The sequence below is a fragment of the Streptomyces sp. NPDC005303 genome (genome assembly GCF_040607335.1).
GTDB lineage: Bacteria > Actinomycetota > Actinomycetes > Streptomycetales > Streptomycetaceae > Streptomyces.
The window spans coordinates 64,646-81,115 of the sequence record NZ_JBEXGM010000027.1 but is presented as its reverse complement, the minus strand read 5'-3'; the positions used below and the strand labels follow the sequence as shown (position 1 = coordinate 81,115).

The 16,470-nt window shown below is 71.7% G+C and carries 20 protein-coding genes; 9 read left to right on the top strand and 11 right to left on the bottom strand.

Features of this window, described 5'->3' with window-relative positions:
- Window positions 1-37 precede the first annotated feature (37 nt).
- Both ABZT93_RS30305 and ABZT93_RS30300 read left to right on the top strand, forming a co-directional pair.
- Window positions 38-742, top strand: a complete 705-nt coding sequence (locus ABZT93_RS30305; protein ID WP_356110718.1) for a vWA domain-containing protein — start codon at window positions 38-40, stop codon at window positions 740-742.
- Window positions 739-1,182 (top strand): hypothetical protein, encoded by a 444-nt coding sequence (locus ABZT93_RS30300; protein ID WP_356110716.1) that lies wholly within the window; start codon window positions 739-741, stop codon window positions 1,180-1,182. The genes ABZT93_RS30305 and ABZT93_RS30300 overlap by 4 nt, the downstream gene beginning before the upstream one ends.
- A gap of 65 nt (window positions 1,183-1,247) precedes the next feature.
- Here ABZT93_RS30300 and ABZT93_RS30295 read toward each other — a convergent pair whose 3' ends face one another.
- Window positions 1,248-1,889 (bottom strand): hypothetical protein, encoded by a 642-nt coding sequence (locus tag ABZT93_RS30295; RefSeq protein ID WP_356110715.1) that lies wholly within the window; start codon window positions 1,887-1,889, stop codon window positions 1,248-1,250.
- Window positions 1,890-2,007: 118 nt separating this feature from the next.
- Between ABZT93_RS30295 and ABZT93_RS30290 the strand changes: the two genes are divergently transcribed.
- The gene (locus ABZT93_RS30290; RefSeq protein WP_356110713.1) at window positions 2,008-2,433 is read left to right on the top strand and encodes a hypothetical protein; all 426 of its coding nucleotides are present in this window, start codon (window positions 2,008-2,010) and stop codon (window positions 2,431-2,433) included.
- A gap of 1 nt (window position 2,434) precedes the next feature.
- Here ABZT93_RS30290 and ABZT93_RS30285 read toward each other — a convergent pair whose 3' ends face one another.
- From ABZT93_RS30285 to ABZT93_RS30275, 3 genes are read right to left on the bottom strand one after another with little or no spacing between them, the layout of a single operon-like run.
- Window positions 2,435-3,061 (bottom strand): YigZ family protein, encoded by a 627-nt coding sequence (locus ABZT93_RS30285; RefSeq protein ID WP_356110711.1) that lies wholly within the window; start codon window positions 3,059-3,061, stop codon window positions 2,435-2,437.
- Window positions 3,062-3,070: 9 nt separating this feature from the next.
- Window positions 3,071-3,625, bottom strand: a complete 555-nt coding sequence (locus ABZT93_RS30280; protein WP_356110709.1) for a histidine phosphatase family protein — start codon at window positions 3,623-3,625, stop codon at window positions 3,071-3,073.
- The gene (locus ABZT93_RS30275) at window positions 3,622-4,338 is read right to left on the bottom strand and encodes a hypothetical protein (protein WP_356110707.1); all 717 of its coding nucleotides are present in this window, start codon (window positions 4,336-4,338) and stop codon (window positions 3,622-3,624) included. Before ABZT93_RS30275 ends, ABZT93_RS30280 begins: the two co-directional genes overlap by 4 nt.
- A gap of 191 nt (window positions 4,339-4,529) precedes the next feature.
- Between ABZT93_RS30275 and ABZT93_RS30270 the strand changes: the two genes are divergently transcribed.
- Together ABZT93_RS30270 and ABZT93_RS30265 are read left to right on the top strand one after the other, a co-directional pair.
- Entirely contained in the window at window positions 4,530-4,937 is a 408-nt protein-coding gene (locus ABZT93_RS30270) for a CoA-binding protein (protein WP_356110706.1), read from the top strand.
- A gap of 58 nt (window positions 4,938-4,995) precedes the next feature.
- On the top strand, window positions 4,996-6,207 hold the full coding sequence (locus ABZT93_RS30265) for a 4-hydroxybenzoate 3-monooxygenase (RefSeq protein WP_356110704.1): 1,212 nt from the start codon (window positions 4,996-4,998) through the stop codon (window positions 6,205-6,207).
- Between the two features lie 19 nt (window positions 6,208-6,226).
- On the opposite strand, the gene ABZT93_RS30260 is transcribed toward ABZT93_RS30265, so the two are convergent.
- A complete protein-coding gene (locus ABZT93_RS30260; protein ID WP_356110703.1) occupies window positions 6,227-6,586 on the bottom strand; it encodes a metalloregulator ArsR/SmtB family transcription factor in 360 nt (119 codons plus the stop codon).
- A 63-nt stretch (window positions 6,587-6,649) separates the two neighbouring features.
- On the opposite strand from ABZT93_RS30260, the gene ABZT93_RS30255 reads away from it, so the two are divergent.
- Window positions 6,650-7,711, top strand: a complete 1,062-nt coding sequence (locus ABZT93_RS30255; protein WP_356110701.1) for a cation diffusion facilitator family transporter — start codon at window positions 6,650-6,652, stop codon at window positions 7,709-7,711.
- A gap of 228 nt (window positions 7,712-7,939) precedes the next feature.
- Here ABZT93_RS30255 and ABZT93_RS30250 read toward each other — a convergent pair whose 3' ends face one another.
- Window positions 7,940-8,497, bottom strand: coding sequence for a YbaK/EbsC family protein (locus ABZT93_RS30250; RefSeq protein ID WP_356110699.1), 558 nt, complete (start codon window positions 8,495-8,497; stop codon window positions 7,940-7,942).
- Between the two features lie 20 nt (window positions 8,498-8,517).
- A complete protein-coding gene (locus tag ABZT93_RS30245) occupies window positions 8,518-9,090 on the bottom strand; it encodes an XRE family transcriptional regulator (RefSeq protein ID WP_356110697.1) in 573 nt (190 codons plus the stop codon).
- Window positions 9,091-9,183: 93 nt separating this feature from the next.
- Between ABZT93_RS30245 and ABZT93_RS30240 the strand changes: the two genes are divergently transcribed.
- Entirely contained in the window at window positions 9,184-10,041 is an 858-nt protein-coding gene (locus tag ABZT93_RS30240) for an EamA family transporter (protein WP_356110695.1), read from the top strand.
- A gap of 51 nt (window positions 10,042-10,092) precedes the next feature.
- Here ABZT93_RS30240 and ABZT93_RS30235 read toward each other — a convergent pair whose 3' ends face one another.
- Window positions 10,093-10,848 carry an acyltransferase gene (locus ABZT93_RS30235; protein WP_356110693.1) on the bottom strand — a complete coding sequence of 252 codons (756 nt, stop codon included), beginning with the start codon at window positions 10,846-10,848 and terminating at the stop codon, window positions 10,093-10,095.
- Window positions 10,849-10,953: 105 nt separating this feature from the next.
- Between ABZT93_RS30235 and ABZT93_RS30230 the strand changes: the two genes are divergently transcribed.
- Window positions 10,954-11,487, top strand: a complete 534-nt coding sequence (locus ABZT93_RS30230; RefSeq protein WP_356110691.1) for a gamma carbonic anhydrase family protein — start codon at window positions 10,954-10,956, stop codon at window positions 11,485-11,487.
- Between the two features lie 19 nt (window positions 11,488-11,506).
- On the opposite strand, the gene ABZT93_RS30225 is transcribed toward ABZT93_RS30230, so the two are convergent.
- The gene (locus tag ABZT93_RS30225; protein ID WP_356110689.1) at window positions 11,507-12,157 is read right to left on the bottom strand and encodes a DedA family protein; all 651 of its coding nucleotides are present in this window, start codon (window positions 12,155-12,157) and stop codon (window positions 11,507-11,509) included.
- A gap of 99 nt (window positions 12,158-12,256) precedes the next feature.
- A complete protein-coding gene (locus ABZT93_RS30220; protein ID WP_356110687.1) occupies window positions 12,257-14,044 on the bottom strand; it encodes an RICIN domain-containing protein in 1,788 nt (595 codons plus the stop codon).
- Window positions 14,045-14,510: 466 nt separating this feature from the next.
- Here ABZT93_RS30220 and galU point away from each other — a divergent pair, with 466 nt between their 5' ends.
- Window positions 14,511-15,464, top strand: a complete 954-nt coding sequence (gene galU / locus ABZT93_RS30215; protein ID WP_356110686.1) for a UTP--glucose-1-phosphate uridylyltransferase GalU — start codon at window positions 14,511-14,513, stop codon at window positions 15,462-15,464.
- Window positions 15,465-15,971: 507 nt separating this feature from the next.
- Here galU and ABZT93_RS30210 read toward each other — a convergent pair.
- The gene (locus ABZT93_RS30210) at window positions 15,972-16,409 is read right to left on the bottom strand and encodes a DUF4442 domain-containing protein (protein ID WP_266524882.1); all 438 of its coding nucleotides are present in this window, start codon (window positions 16,407-16,409) and stop codon (window positions 15,972-15,974) included.
- Window positions 16,410-16,470: the final 61 nt, after the last annotated feature.

The window sequence follows — 16,470 nt, the reverse complement described above, 5'->3', positions numbered from 1 at the left end:
CCGAAGCACCCCGCCCGCACCATCCAGGAGACTCCGTATGAGCAACAACGAGCAGTACCAGGGGAATCTGCAGTACGCCGTCGACATCGTGCTGTGCATCGACGCGACGGGCAGCATGTACCCGGTCCTCGACAACGTGAAGTCGAGCGCGCTCCAGTTCCACGACCGGCTCAACGACGTGATGGCCAAGAAGGGCAAGGCGATCAGTCAGCTGCGCCTCAAGGTCATCGCCTTCCGTGACTTCGGTGACGATCCCTCGAACGCCGTCGAGCAGACCGGTTTCCTGCAACTTCCCTCACAGTCCGGGGACTTCGAGGACTTCGTCCGCGGCATCGACGCCGGCGGGGGCGGCGACTACCCCGAGTCGGGTCTGGAGGCGCTCGCCCTGGCTATCAACTCGCCCTGGGAGACCGGCCTGGACCGCAGGCGCCATGTGATCGTGATGTTCACCGACGCCCCGGCCCACCCGCTGGGCACGCACGCCTCGGTGCCGTCGTACCCGGCGGGCATTCCCAGCAGCCTCGACGACCTGTTCGAGCAGTGGGGGTACGCCCGTAGCCAGACCGCGGTGATGGAGCAGTCGGCGAAGCGGCTCGTGCTGTTCGCGCCGGACCTGGCGCCCTGGTCCGACCCGATCGCCGAGGAGTGGGACCTCACCCTGCACTTCGCCTCCAAGGCCGGTCAGGGACTGGAGGAGTTCGAGATGGACGAGATCATCGAGACGATCGCGAACAGCCTGTGAATCCCGACCAGCCCGTGGCGCTCGACTGGCCGGACTTCCGACTGGAGTGCCACGGCGACGGCTATCTGACCTTCCAATGGCACCGCAACGGCTCCATCGAGTCCCACGTGCGGCGCTGCTCCCACGTGCGGCTGCTGCCCCAGGGCTCGGACGGGCTGTCCCAGTGGGTCTTCCATCTGCGCTTTCCCGACGGTCCGACGCCCGGACTGCTGGTGGTCAGGGTGGATGTCGAGGCGGACCGGCTTCAGGAGGCGGAGCAATACACCGACCTGCTGCGCCGGCACTTCGGCATTCCGGAACAGGCTCCCGACGCCGCCGAGGAGGCCGGGTGGCGGCGGGTGCCGACGGACTCCCCGGGGTGGATCGCCGCCCCCGCGGAAGCGGCGTCGGAGGAGTTGTTCGCCGCGGTCTCGGCTCGCATCGACGCCGACACGGGATGACGGTACGGGGCTGACGCGGGGTGCGGGCCCCTGGGCCCCGACGCAGACAACTGACGCGTGACAACTTACGCGTGACGAGTGACGAGTGACGAGTGACGAGTGAGGAGGCACCGGGAGGTGGTGGCATCGGCCAACTGGCGCTGCGCGGACTGCGACACGTTCAACGGGCCCAAGGAGCCGTCGTGCACTGTCTGCGGCGAGACCCGGCGGGACTCCGCGGCGAGTACGGCACCCAAGCCACCCGGAGCCGCCAAGGCGTCCTCGGCGTCCAAGCCTGCCGCGAAGAAGACGGGCGCGCCTCGGCCACCGGCGAAGCGGCCCGGGGGCGCCGGGCGCCCGACCGCCGACTGGCGCTGTCCGGAGTGCGACACGTTCAACGCGCGCACGGACGTGTCCTGCCTCACCTGCGGCACCTCCTGGAAGGCGGCGGCCAAGAAGGGCACCCCGAAGTCCCCGAAGTCGTCGTCCTCCGGGGACGCCACCGCGAAGAAGACGGCCCCCCGCAAACCGGCCAAGAAATCCCCGCCCCGCAGCGGCGCGGGAAGCACCGGCGCCAGAAGCACAGGGGCCTCCTCGGCATCCGGACCGAGGCCGGCGTCCTCACGCCCCGGCACGTCCGGTACGTCGGCCCGGCGCACGAGTACCGCGTCGAGCGGCACCCGCCCGCGCACCGGGGAAGGCGTCTTCTTCCCGTCATCCCCCAGCACGGGCTACCGGCCGACCGCCCCGACCGCACCCGTCCCGCCTCCGCGCCCCGCGCCGGTCTACGCGCCGCCGCCCCGCCCGGTCTACACGCCGCCACGCAAGTCGAAGGACAGGGGGTGTGTGAGCGGCTGCGTCGGGGTCGTCGTGCTGCTCTTCCTACTGGGCCTGTTCGCGAAGGGCTGTGAGGGCGCCTTCGACTCCGCGGACTCGGGCGGCACGAACGACACGGGCGTGGCCGCGACCTGCCCGACCCGTATCGCCGCCGAACTCCCCGACGGCGACGGAGCCGAACTCGTCGAGGCGTTCCGCACGTCGAACAAGCAGATCACCCTGTGCCGTACGACCTCCGGAACGCTGTACTACTACGGCGAGTTCAGCGACGGGCGGGAGCCGGGGATCGCCATGAAGGCCGAGCAGACGAGCGAGGGCTACGAGGCCCGCAACGGCCCCTACCGGTACGAGATACACGGCAAGGTCGTGACCGTCTTCCAGTCGGGCAGGCAGATAGGCGAGGAGGATCTGACACCGGAGCCGTCGCCCACCTGACTCACGTGTCCCCGTAGGCCTCCCCGCCGAGTTCGAACCCGGCCGTCCCCGCGGTGGCGTCGGCGAGCCACCCTCGGAACGCCTCCACGTCCGCGTCCGGCAGCCCGATCTCGATCGTGACCGCCTCCCCGTAGCGCACGTCCCGGACCTCGCGTCCGGTCGACCGCAGGTCGTTCTGCACCTTGCCCGCGCGCTGGTGGTCGACGGTCACCGTGGCGAGGCGGAACCGGCGGCGCGTGAGGGTGCCGACAGCGTCCAGGGCCTCGCCGACCGCGCCGCCGTACGCCCTGATGAGTCCGCCCGCGCCGAGCTTGACGCCGCCGTAGTAGCGGGTGACGACGGCGACGACGTACCGCATGTCGCGGCGCAGCAGCATCTGGAGCATGGGGACACCGGCTGTGCCGCCGGGTTCGCCGTCGTCACTCGCCTTCTGGATCGCGGCGTCGGCGCCGATGACGTACGCGTAGCAGTTGTGGGTGGCGTCGGCGTGCTCCTTGCGGACGGCGGCGACGAAGTCCTGGGCCTCCCGCTCGGTGGCCGCCGGGGCGAGGGCGCACAGGAAGCGGGAGCGGTTGACCTCGGTCTCGTGCACACCCGCGCGGGCCACTGTGCGGTACTCGTCCGGCATCCGGTCAGCCTAATCCGTGATGGACGGCTTCCTCCCCCGCGGCACCAGCACGGACGTGAGCAGCGCCGTCCCCGGTGCCAGGGCCCGCCAGGACGTGCCGTGAAAGGCCAGCACGGCGATCGCCGACGTCGGGAACTTCACCCGGACCTCCTCCAGCGCGTCGTCGAGGCCGTCGCCGGCCAGGGTGAGGACCAGCTCCTCCAGGCCGGGGTTGTGTCCCACGAGGAGCAGTGTCATGACCTCGGGAGGCGTCGCGCGCACGGCGGCCAGCAGCTCCGGTACATCGGCTCCGTACAGCGCGCGATCGAGGCGTACCGGCGGCGAGGTGCCCCACTGGGCGGACGCCAGCTCCCAGGTGTGCCGGGCGCGGACGGCGGTGGAGCACAGAGCGAGGTCGGGGAGCAGGTCACCGGCGGCCAGGACGCGGCCCGCCTCGGGCGCGTCCCGGCGGCCGCGGGGCCCGAGGGGGCGTTCGTGGTCGGCGACGCCCTCGGGCCAGGCGGACTTGGCGTGTCTGAGTACGACCAAGCGGCGCAGCGGACCTGCTCCGGTGCGCTCGGTCATGCCGGGGACCCCAGGTCGCGGGTGAGTTCGAGACCGAGCAGCCGGTCCGCGTAGGCGTACGTCTCGAAGCGGGCCCCCTCGGGCAGCTCCGACTCCTCGACCCACCGCAGCACGCGCAACACCTCGGGTACGTCCAGGTCGTCCTCCCAGGCGGTACGGAGCCGTCCGCGCACCATGTCGGGGACGGGCCGTGACGGATGCCGAGCCCAGGCGGCGACGGCCCGGCGCCAGCGTACGAGGGTCTCGTGGGCGTCGGCCAGGGCTGCCTCGTCTAGCCGGGCGGGCGTGCTCCGGGGCGGGGTGAGCAGGGCGAGGCGGACCTCGGTGGGGTCGGCGCCCGCCGGGAGGACCGGCGTCTCGACGGGCGCCACGGCGACCCGGATCCCGTCCGGGGCCGCACCGCCCGCTCCCACCACGTGGACGGCCTGGGACTCGCCCCAGCCGGGGCCTACGTCCCTGCGGTCCTCGAAGGGCCGGATGCCCAGGGCGGCGGCGCCGGCGTGCAGCTCCGCCTGTTCGCGGGCGCCGGTGAGCAGCGCCCACACGGGCGTGCCGCCGATCTCCAGGGCCCTGACGAGGACGTCGGCGACGAGCAGGATGCGGAGGGCGGAGGTGTCGTAGCCCGGTACATGGGCCTCGACTCGGGTCAGGCCCCTGAGGGCGGGGACGGCGTCGACGGTCTCGCCGGTTCGGGCGTCGGTGATGCGCAGCACGGGGCGAGCGTAGGCGGGCGCAAGGCCCTGCGCAGGTGACTGACCGGTATTTCGGCCACCAGGGGCAGGAAGAGCGCCGGGGGCCGCCCGCACGAGGGCGCGTGTCGCCCTGCGGGTGAGGGAAGATCCGGTCCGCTGTCGGTGTTCTCCCATCGCATACCGCAGTGCCCCCCTTCCCGAGGAGATCCGACGTGTACGGCGACCCAGCGACGATTCGCAAGATCCTCACCGAACTCGGCGACACCTGGGCCGTCGTGGGCCTGTCGTCGAACCAGGGACGCGCGGCCTATCGGGTCGCCGAGGTGCTCCAGCGCCACGGCAAGCGGATCGTGCCGGTCCATCCCAAGGCGGAGACCGTGCACGGCGAGCAGGGGTACGCCTCCCTCGCGGACATCCCCTTCGACGTGGACGTGGTCGACGTGTTCGTGAACAGCGACCTGGCGGGAGCGGTCGCCGACGAGGCCGTGGCCAAGGGTGCGAAGGCGGTGTGGTTCCAGCTCGACGTCATCGACGAGCCCGCGTACGACCGCACCCGCGCCGCCGGCCTCGACATGGTGATGGACAGGTGCCCGGCGATCGAGATCCCCCGTCTGGGCTGACCCGGCTTCCACATTCCTGAGAATCTGCAAAGCGCTTGGGCGTCGACATAATGACCGGGTGACCTTCAACCCCAACTCCGGTGCCCCACAGCGCTTTCCGGTCGTCATAGTCGGCGCCGGACCCGCCGGGCTGACGATCGGCAACATCCTGCGGGCCGCCGGGGTCGACTGCCTCGTCCTGGAGGTGGAGACCCGCGAGTTCATCGAGCAGCGGCCCCGCGCGGGCGTCATCGAGGAGTGGGCCGTACGGGGTCTGCAGCGGCGCGGTCTCGCCGACGCCCTGCTGGAGCGTGCCCAGTTGCACACCGAGTGCGAGTTCCGCTTCGCCGGTGAACGCTTCCCCTTCGCCTACGGCGAGCTGACGGGACAGCACCACTTCGTCTACCCCCAGCCCCTGTTGGTCACCGACCTGGTCCGCGAGTACGCCGACGCGAGGGGCGGCGAGATCCGCTTCGGCGTCCAGGACGTCCGGCTGCACGACGTGGAGTCGCCCCGGCCGTCCGTGTCGTACACCGACGCCGACACGGGTGAACGGCAGCTGGTGCAGTGCGAGTTCGTGGCGGGCTGCGACGGGGCCCGGGGGGTGAGCCGTACGGTCCTTCCGGAGACCACGACCATCGCCCGGCACGACTACGGCATCGGCTGGCTGGCCCTGCTCGCCGAGGCACCGCCGTCCTCAGACTGCGTCCTGTTCGGCATCCACCCGAACGGTTTCGCCGGGCACATGGCCCGCAGCCCCGAGGTCACCCGCTACTACCTGGAGTGCCCGCCCGGCGACGACCCCGAGAACTGGTCCCACGAACGCGTCTGGGCCGAACTCCAGCAGCGCCTGAGCGCGGACGGCGCCCCTCCGCTCACCGAGGGGCGGCTGATCGAGAAGCGCGTCCTCGACATGCACAACTACGTGGTCGAGCCCATGACGTTCGGCCGCCTCTTCCTCGCGGGCGACGCCGCCCACCTCACCGCCCCGATAGCGGCGAAGGGCATGAACCTCGCCCTGCACGACGCCTTCCTGCTCGGCGACGCGCTCGTCGCCTACCTCGACAAAAGCGACGGGAGCGGCCTCGACGGCTACTCGGAGGCCTGTCTGCGGCGGGTATGGGACTACCAGGAGTTCTCCCAGTGGCTCTCCGAGGTCTACCACGGCACCTCGTCGGGCGACGAGTACCGCGCGGGCACCACGTTCGCCCGCCTCCGCCGCCTGTTCACGTCACCGACCGCCGCCGCGGCCTTCGCCGAGCAGTATCTCGGCACGGCGGCCGCGTACTGATCCCTCACGAACTGCCGACTCAGTCGTGCACCGGCCGGTCGCTGAGCCGGTGGTCGGCCACGTTGAGGGCCTCGTCGACCAGCCGGCGCAGGTGGCCGTCGCGCAGCGCGTAGATCACCCGGCGCCCCTCCTTCCGCGTGTTCACCAGCCCGGCCAGCCGGAGCCGCGCAAGATGCTGGCTGACCGCCGGGCGGGCCGCCCCGCACGTCTCCGTGAGGGTGGTGACATCGGCCTCTCCACCGGTCAGGGCGTGCAGCAGGGTGAGGCGGGTGCGGTCGCCGAGCAGGGCGAGGATCTCGGCGGCTAGGGCGAACTGCTCCTCGCCGGGGGTGCGCGGGTGCGCATCGTGCGCAGTTGATAGGTGCATGCGTGCGCTCATACGCACATAATGGCTCCGTGGGCTCGGTACGTCCACCACCGCGCGCATCGGAAGGGGCTTCACGTGAGCGGCCACCACCACGCACATCCTCACCCGCACGAACATCCTCACCCGCACGAGCACCGGAGCCACCGCCTCGCCCACCTCCTCACCCCCCACTCCCACGAGACCGCCGACAAGCTCGACCCCGCCCTGGAGTCCTCCGCCCGCGGCATGCGTGCCCTGTGGGTCTCGCTGGCGGTGCTGGGTGTCACGGCGCTGATGCAGGCGGTCGTCGTGGCCGTGTCCGGGTCCGTCGCACTGCTCGGCGACACCGTGCACAACGCGGCGGACGCGCTGACCGCCGTACCGCTGGGCATCGCCTTCGTGCTGGGCCGGCGCGCGGCCACCCGGCGTTTCACATACGGCTACGGCCGCGCCGAGGATCTCGCGGGCATCGCGATCGTGCTGACGATCGCCGCGAGCGCGGCCTTCGCCGGGTGGGCGGCGGTCGACCGGCTGCTCGACCCGCGTCCCGTGGCGCACGTTCCGGCGGTCGCCGCGGCCGCGCTGGTGGGCTTCGCGGGCAACGAGTGGGTGGCCCGCTACCGCATCTGGGTGGGCCGGGACATCGGCTCGGCCGCACTGGTGGCGGACGGACTGCACGCCCGCACCGACGGGTTCACTTCACTGGCCGTGCTCATCGGCGCCGGTGGCTCGGCCCTGGGCTGGCAACTCGCCGATCCGATCGTGGGGTTGGCGATCACGGCCGCGATCACGCTGGTCCTGCGGGATGCGGCGCGCGAGGTGTTCCGGCGCGTGCTCGACGCCGTCGATCCGGAGCTGGTGGACCGGGCCGAGGGCGCGCTGCGTGAGGTCGAGGGCGTGCGCGGGGTGGGCGAGTTGAGGCTGCGCTGGATCGGGCACCGGCTGCGCGCGGAGGTGGCGGTCGTGGTGGACGGCGAGCTGACGGTACGCCAGTCGCACGCGGTCGCCGTCGAGGCCGAGCACGCCCTGCTGCACGCGGTGCCCCGCCTCACGGCGGCCCTGGTGCACGCCGATCCGGCGCCGGTCCCGGGCGAGGCCGACCCGCATCACGCCCTTGCCCACCACTCGCCGGTTCGGGGCGAGGACGCCGCGGCCTGAGGCCAGGGCGTCACGGCTTGAGGCCGGGCTGCGACCCGGACAGCCGAAACGTCGGTTTCGGTACGGCCTTCAGGGCACCGGAACGCTGCGGCCCGAGGTCACGGCGTCGCGACCTGAGGCTGAGGTCGGGCCGCAATGGCCTGACATACGGTCGCTGCGGCCGGACGCCGGGTCGCTGCGGCCCGACCTCGGGACACTGCGGCCCGACCTCGGAACGCTGCGGCCAGGTCAGGCGACGCCGAGCCCCTCCAGCACCACCGCGCCCGGCAGTTCCCCGAACGCCTTGCCCGGCACCAGCAGCTTGCCCCGTCGCCGCCCGCTGCCGACCAGGACGTACGGCAGGTCGAGCACGGCCGAGTCGACCAACAGCGGCCAGTCCACGGGGAGTCCGATCGGGGTGATGCCGCCGTACTCCATGCCGGTCTCCCCCGTCGCCGTGTCCGTCGAGGCGAACGAGGCCTTCCGGGCACCGAGTCGGCGGCGCACGATCCCGTTGACGTCGACCCGGGTGGTGGACAACACCAGGCACGCGGCGAGAGTGGTCTCACCACCGCGCTTGCCGGCCACCACCACACAGTTCGCCGACTGCTCCAGGAGCTCCTGGCCGTAGTGCTCCACGAAGACCGCGGTGTCGGCCCACCGCGGGTCGGTGTCGACGTACACGATCTGCTCGGCGGGGACGCTGCCGCTCCAGTGGCGTACGGCGTCGGCGACCGGGCGGATCAGCTCGTCGAGGGCGGCGGGGGCGGCAGTGGCGTGGTCGAAGTGTCCGATGGGTGCGTCCATGGCGGCACGCTAACAGCCGCTCACGGCACCGCCGGCACCGAGACCGCCAGCATCCACTGCGCGGGTACGTCGCCCTGATTGGCGTACACATGCTCGGCGTTGGCCTCGAAGGTGACGCTCGCCCCGGCGGGGACCCGGTGTTCGACGCCGTCGACGGTCAGGGTCATCTCGCCCTCAGTGACATGCAGGATCTCGACCGTCCCGGCGGGGTGCGGATCCGACCGGCTGCTCTCCCCCGGCATCATCCGCCACTCCCACATCTCCAACGGGCCGGGGGCCTCCGCACCCGCGAGCAGTCGGCTCCAGCTGCCCGCGTCCGTGCCCCACAGCCGCACCACCTGCTCGGGCGGGACGACCCGCACTTTGGGTCCCTGCTCGTAGTCGAGGAGCGTGGTGATGCTGATCCCGAGAGCGTCGCCGATCTTCACCACCGTGCCGAGGCTGGGGTTGGTGCGGGCCTGCTCGATCTGGATCAGCATGCCGCGACTGACCCCGGCCCGGGCGGCGAGGGCGTCCAGGGTGAAGCCGCGCTCGGTCCGCCAGCGCTTGACGTTGCGCGCCAGGGACTGGGTCAGGAGGTCGAGGTCCGACACGTCACGTCCAATATTCTGTATGACACAGTGCAATTGAATGAACTACGGTGGGGTGCACCCGATCGTTCACCGAACTGTACTGCGAGGCGAGTCGTGACAGCATTCTTCGCCCTGGCCACCAGCCTGCTGTGGGGCCTGGCCGACTTCGGCGGCGGGGTGTTGACCCGACGGCTCCCGGCGCTCACGGTGGTGGCCGTGTCGCAGGGGATCGCGGCGGCCGTCCTCGGCGCGATCGTGGTGGCGACGGGCGGCTGGAGCGAGGCGGGGCCCCGGCTGTGGTTCGCGTTCGCCGCGGGACTGGCCGGGCCGGTCGCCCTGATCTGCTTCTACAAGGCGCTCGCGCTGGGCCCGATGGGAGTCGTCTCCCCGCTGGGCACACTGAGCGTCGCGGTCCCGGTCGGCGTCGGCCTCTTCCTCGGCGAGCGTCCCGGGCTGGTACAGGCCGCTGGCATCGCGGTGGCCGTCACCGGAGTGATCCTGGCGGGCGGTCCCCAGTTGCGCGGAGCTCCGGTACAACGCCGGGCCATCGCCCTCACCCTGGTCGCGGCTCTCGGCTTCGGCGCGGTGTTCGCCCTGATCGCGGAGGCGTCCACGACCGTCACCGGCCTGTTCCTCGCCCTGTTCGTACAGCGACTGGTCAACGTGGCGGTGGGTGGGGCCGCCCTATTGGTCTCGGTCCGCCGGGGTAACCCCGCCCTCCCGGAAACCGGCTTCCCCTGGCAGACCCTGCCCGCACTGGCCTTCGTCGGCCTCGCGGACGTGGCGGCCAACGGCACGTACTCGGTGGCTGCCCGGCTCGGCCCGGTGACGGTGGCCGCGGTACTGGCCTCCCTCTACCCGGTGGTGACGGCCCTGGCAGCCCGAGGCTTCCTCAGTGAACGACTACGGACCCTCCAGGCCGCGGGGGCAGGCCTGGCCCTGCTGGGCACCGTGCTCCTGGCAACGGGGTGATGCCGCAACGCCCCCCCAGGGGAACCACCCCTGGCACCCCCGAACGCACCTTCAGTCCAACTCCGCCAGCTTCGCGGCCGTCTCCGCATCCAACCCGGCCAGCGCGTTCAGCTGCTCCGCCGTAGCCCCCGGAGGTATCGGCACCGGCGCCGGTGTGCGAAGCGGTGGCTGCCACCCCTCCTCCACGGTCCATCGCCGTACGACACGGGCGGGCGCCCCCGCCACCACGGCGTGGTCCGGCACCACACCCCGGACCACGGCCCCGGCCGCGACCACGACGTTTCGCCCGATCCTCGCCCCCGGCAGGATCACCGCCCCGGTCCCGATCCAGCACCCCGAACCGATCTCCACCGGCTCCATCCGCGGCCACTGTTTGCCGATGGGCTCGTGGGGATCGTCGTAGGAGTGGTTTGTGGACGTCACGTAGACATAGGGCCCAAAGTAGCAGTCGCTGCCGATGGTGACCGTGGTGTCGGCGATGACGTGGCTGCCGCGCCCGAGCACGACCCCGTCGCCGATGCGCAGGATCGGCTCGGGCCCGAGGTCGAGGTCGGGCATCAGGCCGGCGGTGAGGGTGACCTGCTCACCGACGATGCAGTGCGAGCCGACATGGATCCACGGCTCACCGAACACCGTGCCGAGCGGAAAGGCCAGCCGGGTGTGCGCCCCCAGCGCGCCGAAGCGGAAGCGCCCCGGGCGCTCGGCGGTGACGGAGCCCGTTCGCTGCACCCAGGCCCAGCCCGCGTGGACGGCACGCTGGACGAGGCGGCCCCGCCAGGATGAGAACGTGTTCTTACTCTTCGGCACGACCTCACCGTACTGAGCCCACGGCGCCCGGATGAGATGGCGGGCTTGTGATCTTCGCCCCACCGGGTGGCGTACGGTTCGGGTTATCTCGAACCAGGAGGCGAAATGGCGCACAAGGCGTTGATCACGGGCATCGGCGGAAGGGAACCGAAGATCGACGGGGATGCCTTCGTGGCGCCCAATGCGACGGTGATCGGAGACGTGACGCTTCAGGCGGGGGCGAGTCTCTGGTACGGCGCGGTGGCCCGCGGCGACGTAGAACGCATCTCAGTCGGCGCCCACAGCAACATTCAAGACAACTGCACGATTCACGCCGACCCCGGCTTCCCGGTGACGATCGGCGAGCGCGTCTCGGTCGGCCACAACGCGGTCGTGCACGGCGCGACGGTCGAGGACGACTGCCTGATCGGCATGGGCGCGACGGTGCTGAACGGCGCGGTGATCGGGGCTGGTTCCCTGGTCGCGGCCCAGGCACTGGTACCGCAGGGGATGCAGGTCCCGCCCGGTTCGCTGGTGGCGGGCGTACCGGCGAAGGTGCGGCGGGAGCTGACGGAGGAGGAGCGCCAGGGGGTCACCCTGAACGGGACGCTCTACGCGGACCTGGCCAAGGCCCACCACGAGGTGCACGAGAAGCCGTGAATGCGTGAACATGTGAGGCTCAGTCGGCGGCCGCGACGGTCTCCCGTTCGGCTGCCGCGAGCTGAGCCGTCGCCTTCCTCGCCTTGCGCTTGAGCACGAGCATCGAGGTCAGACCGATCAGCACGGCGAGTACCAGCCCGAGCCACGAGAACCTCTTCAGCCAGGACTCCGCGACGATCCCGACGTAGTAGATGACGGCCGTCGTACCGCCCGCCCAGATGATCCCGCCCAGCACGTTGGCGATCAGGAACTTCCAGTACGGCATCCGCAGCACACCGGCGAGCGGACCGGCGAAGATCCTCAGCAGCGCGACGAAGCGGCCGAAGAACACCGCCCACATGCCCCACTTCTCGAAGGACCGCTCCGCCGTGGCGACATGGCCCTCGCTGAAGTGTCTGGGGAACTTGTTGCCGAGCCAGGTGAGCAGCGGCCGGCCGCCCTTGCGTCCGATCGCGTAGCCGATGGAGTCACCGACGACCGCCCCGACGCTGGCGCACGCGCCGAGCACCACGGGGTTGATCCCCGCGTGCTGCGAGGACAGCAGCGCGGCCGACACCAGGATGATCTCTCCGGGCAGCGGGATGCCCAGGCTCTCCAGGCCGATGACCAGGCCCACCAGGGCGTAGACGGCGGCCGGGGGCACGGTGTCGAGCCATTCCTGGACGTGCAACGCCGGTTCCTCCCAAGTCGCGTTCCCGGCGCGCGCCAACTACCGACGCACGCCGTGGCAGCCTACCGGGTCACGGGAACCGGCGTCCGGAGCACCGGCTCAGCCGCCCGTTCCCCGCCCCGCACCGGCACCGAGTACATCCAGGGTGGCGGTGCCGAGTGCCGTCACCGATGTCGCGGTGTCCACGACCGCGCCCACCGCCGAAGCGGCCTGGTCGACAGGCGCGGCAGGCAAGGCCGGACTCGCCGGCTGCGGGTCGCTGTGGTCGACCTGGGCCACCCGCGTGCCGTACTGCCCGGGCGGGCTTCCGTTCCGGTCCGAGGGCCGACCGGGGCTCTGGTCGGGGTGCGCGTCGGGACCGGAGTGCGGGGCCGGGTCGAGATCGGGCGGGCCCGGATCCCCGCCCGGCCCCCCTGAGGGCTGGCCGGACTCCGTGTCCTGCGGTGACTGCGTGCCTTGTTGGGCCGGCGTGCCCTGCTCGGCGGACTCCAGCAGCCAGCGCTGCTCCTTCGAGCCGTTGCGCTCGGTGACGACGACGCTCTCGCCCTTGCCGGGCGCGACCAGGAGCCCCTTGCCGCGGCGCAGCAGCAGTTCGCCGCGCACGGTGAGGTCGTAGCGGACCTCTCCCGTACGGGTCAGGCAGTCGGTGACCACGACCGACCGCTTCCCGGTGTCCGAGTCGAGACAGAGTCCGGGGTCGGCCGCGCTGCGCAGCAGTCCGTCCTCCTGGTACGTCCACTGCTGGGACCCGGCGGAGGAGCACTTCGCCAGCACGGCCTTCGTACCGTCCGCGATCTGCGCGTGGCGGGTGTCGAGGCACAGGCCGGCGTCAGCGCTGCGGAGCCTTCCGTGGCCGACCTCGACGGGGTTGCTCATGGAGGCCGTGGACGGCGACCCGGCGTCCTGGGAGATCTCCGACGGGCTCGGCCGTACGGTGTTGCCGCTCACCGCGCCCCAGGTGGCGCCGGGCGTGGGAACACCGCCGTCCTCGGACCAGCCCTTGACGACCAGCACCGTCGCGAGCAGGGCAAGGGAGGTCAGACCAGCGCCCACGAGGACAGCCCGGGCACTCTTGCGCGGTTGTGCGTGGGATTGTGCCGGAACGGGCCGGTGGCGACCGTGGGGCTTCGTGCGGGCAGCGCCGGGCCGGACCGGGGCCGGAGGTTCGGCGGCACGCGCGGGCCGCGAGTCGAGATAGCGGTGGGCGCCCCAGCCGAGCACCGTCTCGGCGAGCAGCACCTCGAGACCGCCCTCGAAATGGCTGAGCTGTTCGGCGGCATGGCGGCAGTACCGACATTCCGCCAGATGTTTACGGACATCGGACAGAAGGTCCCCGCCCCGACGAATCGGGACATCCAGGAGACGATTGTAGAAGCGGCATTCACTGGTGGGCGCGAGTTCCCGGTGGGCACGGACGCAGCCGGTACGGAATTGCTCGCGCGCCTGTTCCAGGGCGGCCGCCGCGCGGGCCGCGTCCACACCCAGCAGACCGGCCGGTACGGATATGGGTTCGGCCTCGACCTCGGCATGCCACAGCAGGCATTGGGAAGCCCCGGGAAGGGCCCGGAATGCGCGCTCGGCGAGCAGTCGCCTTTCGGGGGTGACGGACCTCGCCGCGCGTAGACCACGGGCGCCGATCGTCTTGCGAAGTTCCGGCAGTACGGCGGAGATTTCGTCGTCCGCGGCCCACTCCTTGACGAACTCCCTCACGGCGACGAGAAGTTGGGGACGCAGTGCGCCCTCACCCGCGCGGCCGAGCACGCGATGAAATGCCGCCGCGGCCGCCATCGAGGCCGAACCCGACCAGGAGGCGAGACAGATGACCGAGTATTCGTAGGTCGCCTGCCAGTGTCGCGCCATCAGGAGCGCGACGGCATGGCCGTCCACGCTGTTCTCCGCCAGCCGGGCCAGGAGATTGCGGTCGGACTCCGCGGGACTCGATCCGGGACGTGGCGGGTAAGGGGGTCGTGGGGGGAAAGCGGATTGCACGGGACCGATTCCTTCCAAGCCGCAGGACGGCATGGAATATGCGCGTCCTCGGAAAGCAGGCGCCTGATTGGTGCATACCTATGCCGCGTCAGATGTGACCCGGCTGCCGGGGCGGCGCTCACCTTCGCACAATTGGCGCACAGCAAACAAGAAGGTGGAGTGACGCATGTTCAAAAAGAGGCCACTTCAGAAAAGTTACCGCCGGTATCCGCACCCGTATTCGAAATTAATCGGGAAGCGGGCGTCCTGGTTGCGCCCGGGACCGGATGCTTGGCATGCGAAATCTCCCGCCCCGGCCGGGTCCACAGCAGCCTCCCAGGCTTCTCCCTGCGTGCTCTCAACCCCGTGACGCAGCATGATCCGCATGATCGTCCCCCACACGACCGACACCACTGTCCCCGCCCGCACCGTCCGCAAGGCGGTCGTCCCGGCAGCCGGGCTCGGAACCCGGTTCCTGCCGGCGACCAAGGCGACGCCGAAGGAGATGCTCCCGGTCGTCGACAAGCCGGCCATCCAGTACGTGGTCGAGGAGGCCGCAGCGGCCGGGCTCGACGACGTACTGATGGTCACCGGCCGGCACAAGCGGGCCATCGAGGACCACTTCGACCACGCCTTCGAGCTGGAGCAGGCCCTCGCGGCCAAGGGCGACGCGGTACGGCTCGACGCCGTGCGCGATCCCGCGCGCCTGGCCAGCATCCACCACATCCGTCAGGGCGAGCCGCTCGGCCTCGGCCACGCGGTGCTCTGCGCCCGCCGCCACGTCGGCTACCAGCCCTTCGCCGTCCTCCTCGGCGACGACCTGATCGACCCGCGCGAGACCCTGCTCAGCACGATGCTCGACGTCCGCGACCGGTACGCCGGGAGCGTGGTCGCCCTCATGGAGGTGCCACGCGAGCAGATCCACCTCTACGGCTGCGCGGCGGTGGAGCCGACCGAGGAAGAGGGCGTGGTCCGTGTGACCGGCCTCGTGGAGAAGCCCGCCCCCGAGACCGCCCCGAGCGCCTACGCCGTGATCGGCCGCTACGTCCTCGACCCAGCGGTCTTCGACGTCCTGGACCGCACCGCGCCGGGCCGCGGCGGCGAGATCCAGCTCACCGACGCACTCCAGGAACTGGCGGCGGGCGGAACGGTCCACGGGGTGGTCTTCGGCGGCCTCCGCTACGACACCGGCGACAAGGCGGACTACCTCCGCACAGTGGTCCGCCTCGCCTGCGCCCGCCCCGACCTGGGCCCGGAGTTCACCGACTGGCTCAAGGGGTTCGTGGCGGAGCTGGAGAGCGGCGAGGGGGCGGGAGGGGGGCGCAGGCTGGCCGCCTGAGGGACGGTGGCGGAGGCCGGGGCGGCGCCCCGAGCCACGGCTACCGCGGGAACGACGACCGGCGACCCGCCCCACAGCGCCCAGCGGCGGCCAGCCGCCTGAACGACGACGGCCGGAGCCGCGCAGGCCGGCAAACCCGAGCCACGGCGGCGAGGGCGGGGGCGGCGCCCCGAGCCCAGCGACCAGCGACCAGCGGCGGGCGGCGGGCGGCGGGCGGCGGGCGGCGGGCGGCTGCCTGAACGACGGCGGCTGAAAGAGCACCGGCCGGCGAAACCCGAGCCACCGCGGCGGGCGCGGCGACCCGAGCCCAGCGACCAATGACGGCGTTTGGCAGCACCAGCCACGACGGCCCGTGGAGCGGCCGTTCAACGACCCGAGGGATGGCGCACCGCACCCACGCCGTCCGCCCGAAGGCCAGACCCCCGACCGCCTTGGCCCTCTCCCGCCCACCCGCCCACCCGACCGACGCTCACGCCCCGCTTCCCCAGGCCGCGCAGCGACCCGCGCTCAGCCGTTCGGACGCAGGGTCCACACCACCGTCATCTCACCGGTGACCGCCCCGTCCGCCCTGCGGATCTCGATCGTGACCGGGAACTCGGGGCGCTCCCCGGCGTCGAGCTGGGCGACCACCTCGGAGGCCGGGCGGCCCAGGGTCGCCGTGGCCGTCACCGGGCCCATCGCGAGCTTGCGGTAGGCGATCTCCGCATTGACGGCGAGCGGAACCGCGCGCGAGAGCTGGTCGCCGAACGCGGCCAGGACGACCGCCCCGCTGGCCGACTCGGCGAGCGTGAACATCGCCCCGGCGTGCGGTCCGCCCACGTGGTTGTGGAACTCGCCCTGGTCGGGCAGGGCGACCACGACCTTCTCCGGGCCGGTCTCCAGGAACTCGAGGTTCAGGGTCCGCACCATGGGCACGGTGGCGGCGAGCATCTCGCCGACGGACATCTGGTCTGCGCTCATACCCGGAGGTTACCCACGAGTAGATCGCGCTGACCAGGCCCGGTCC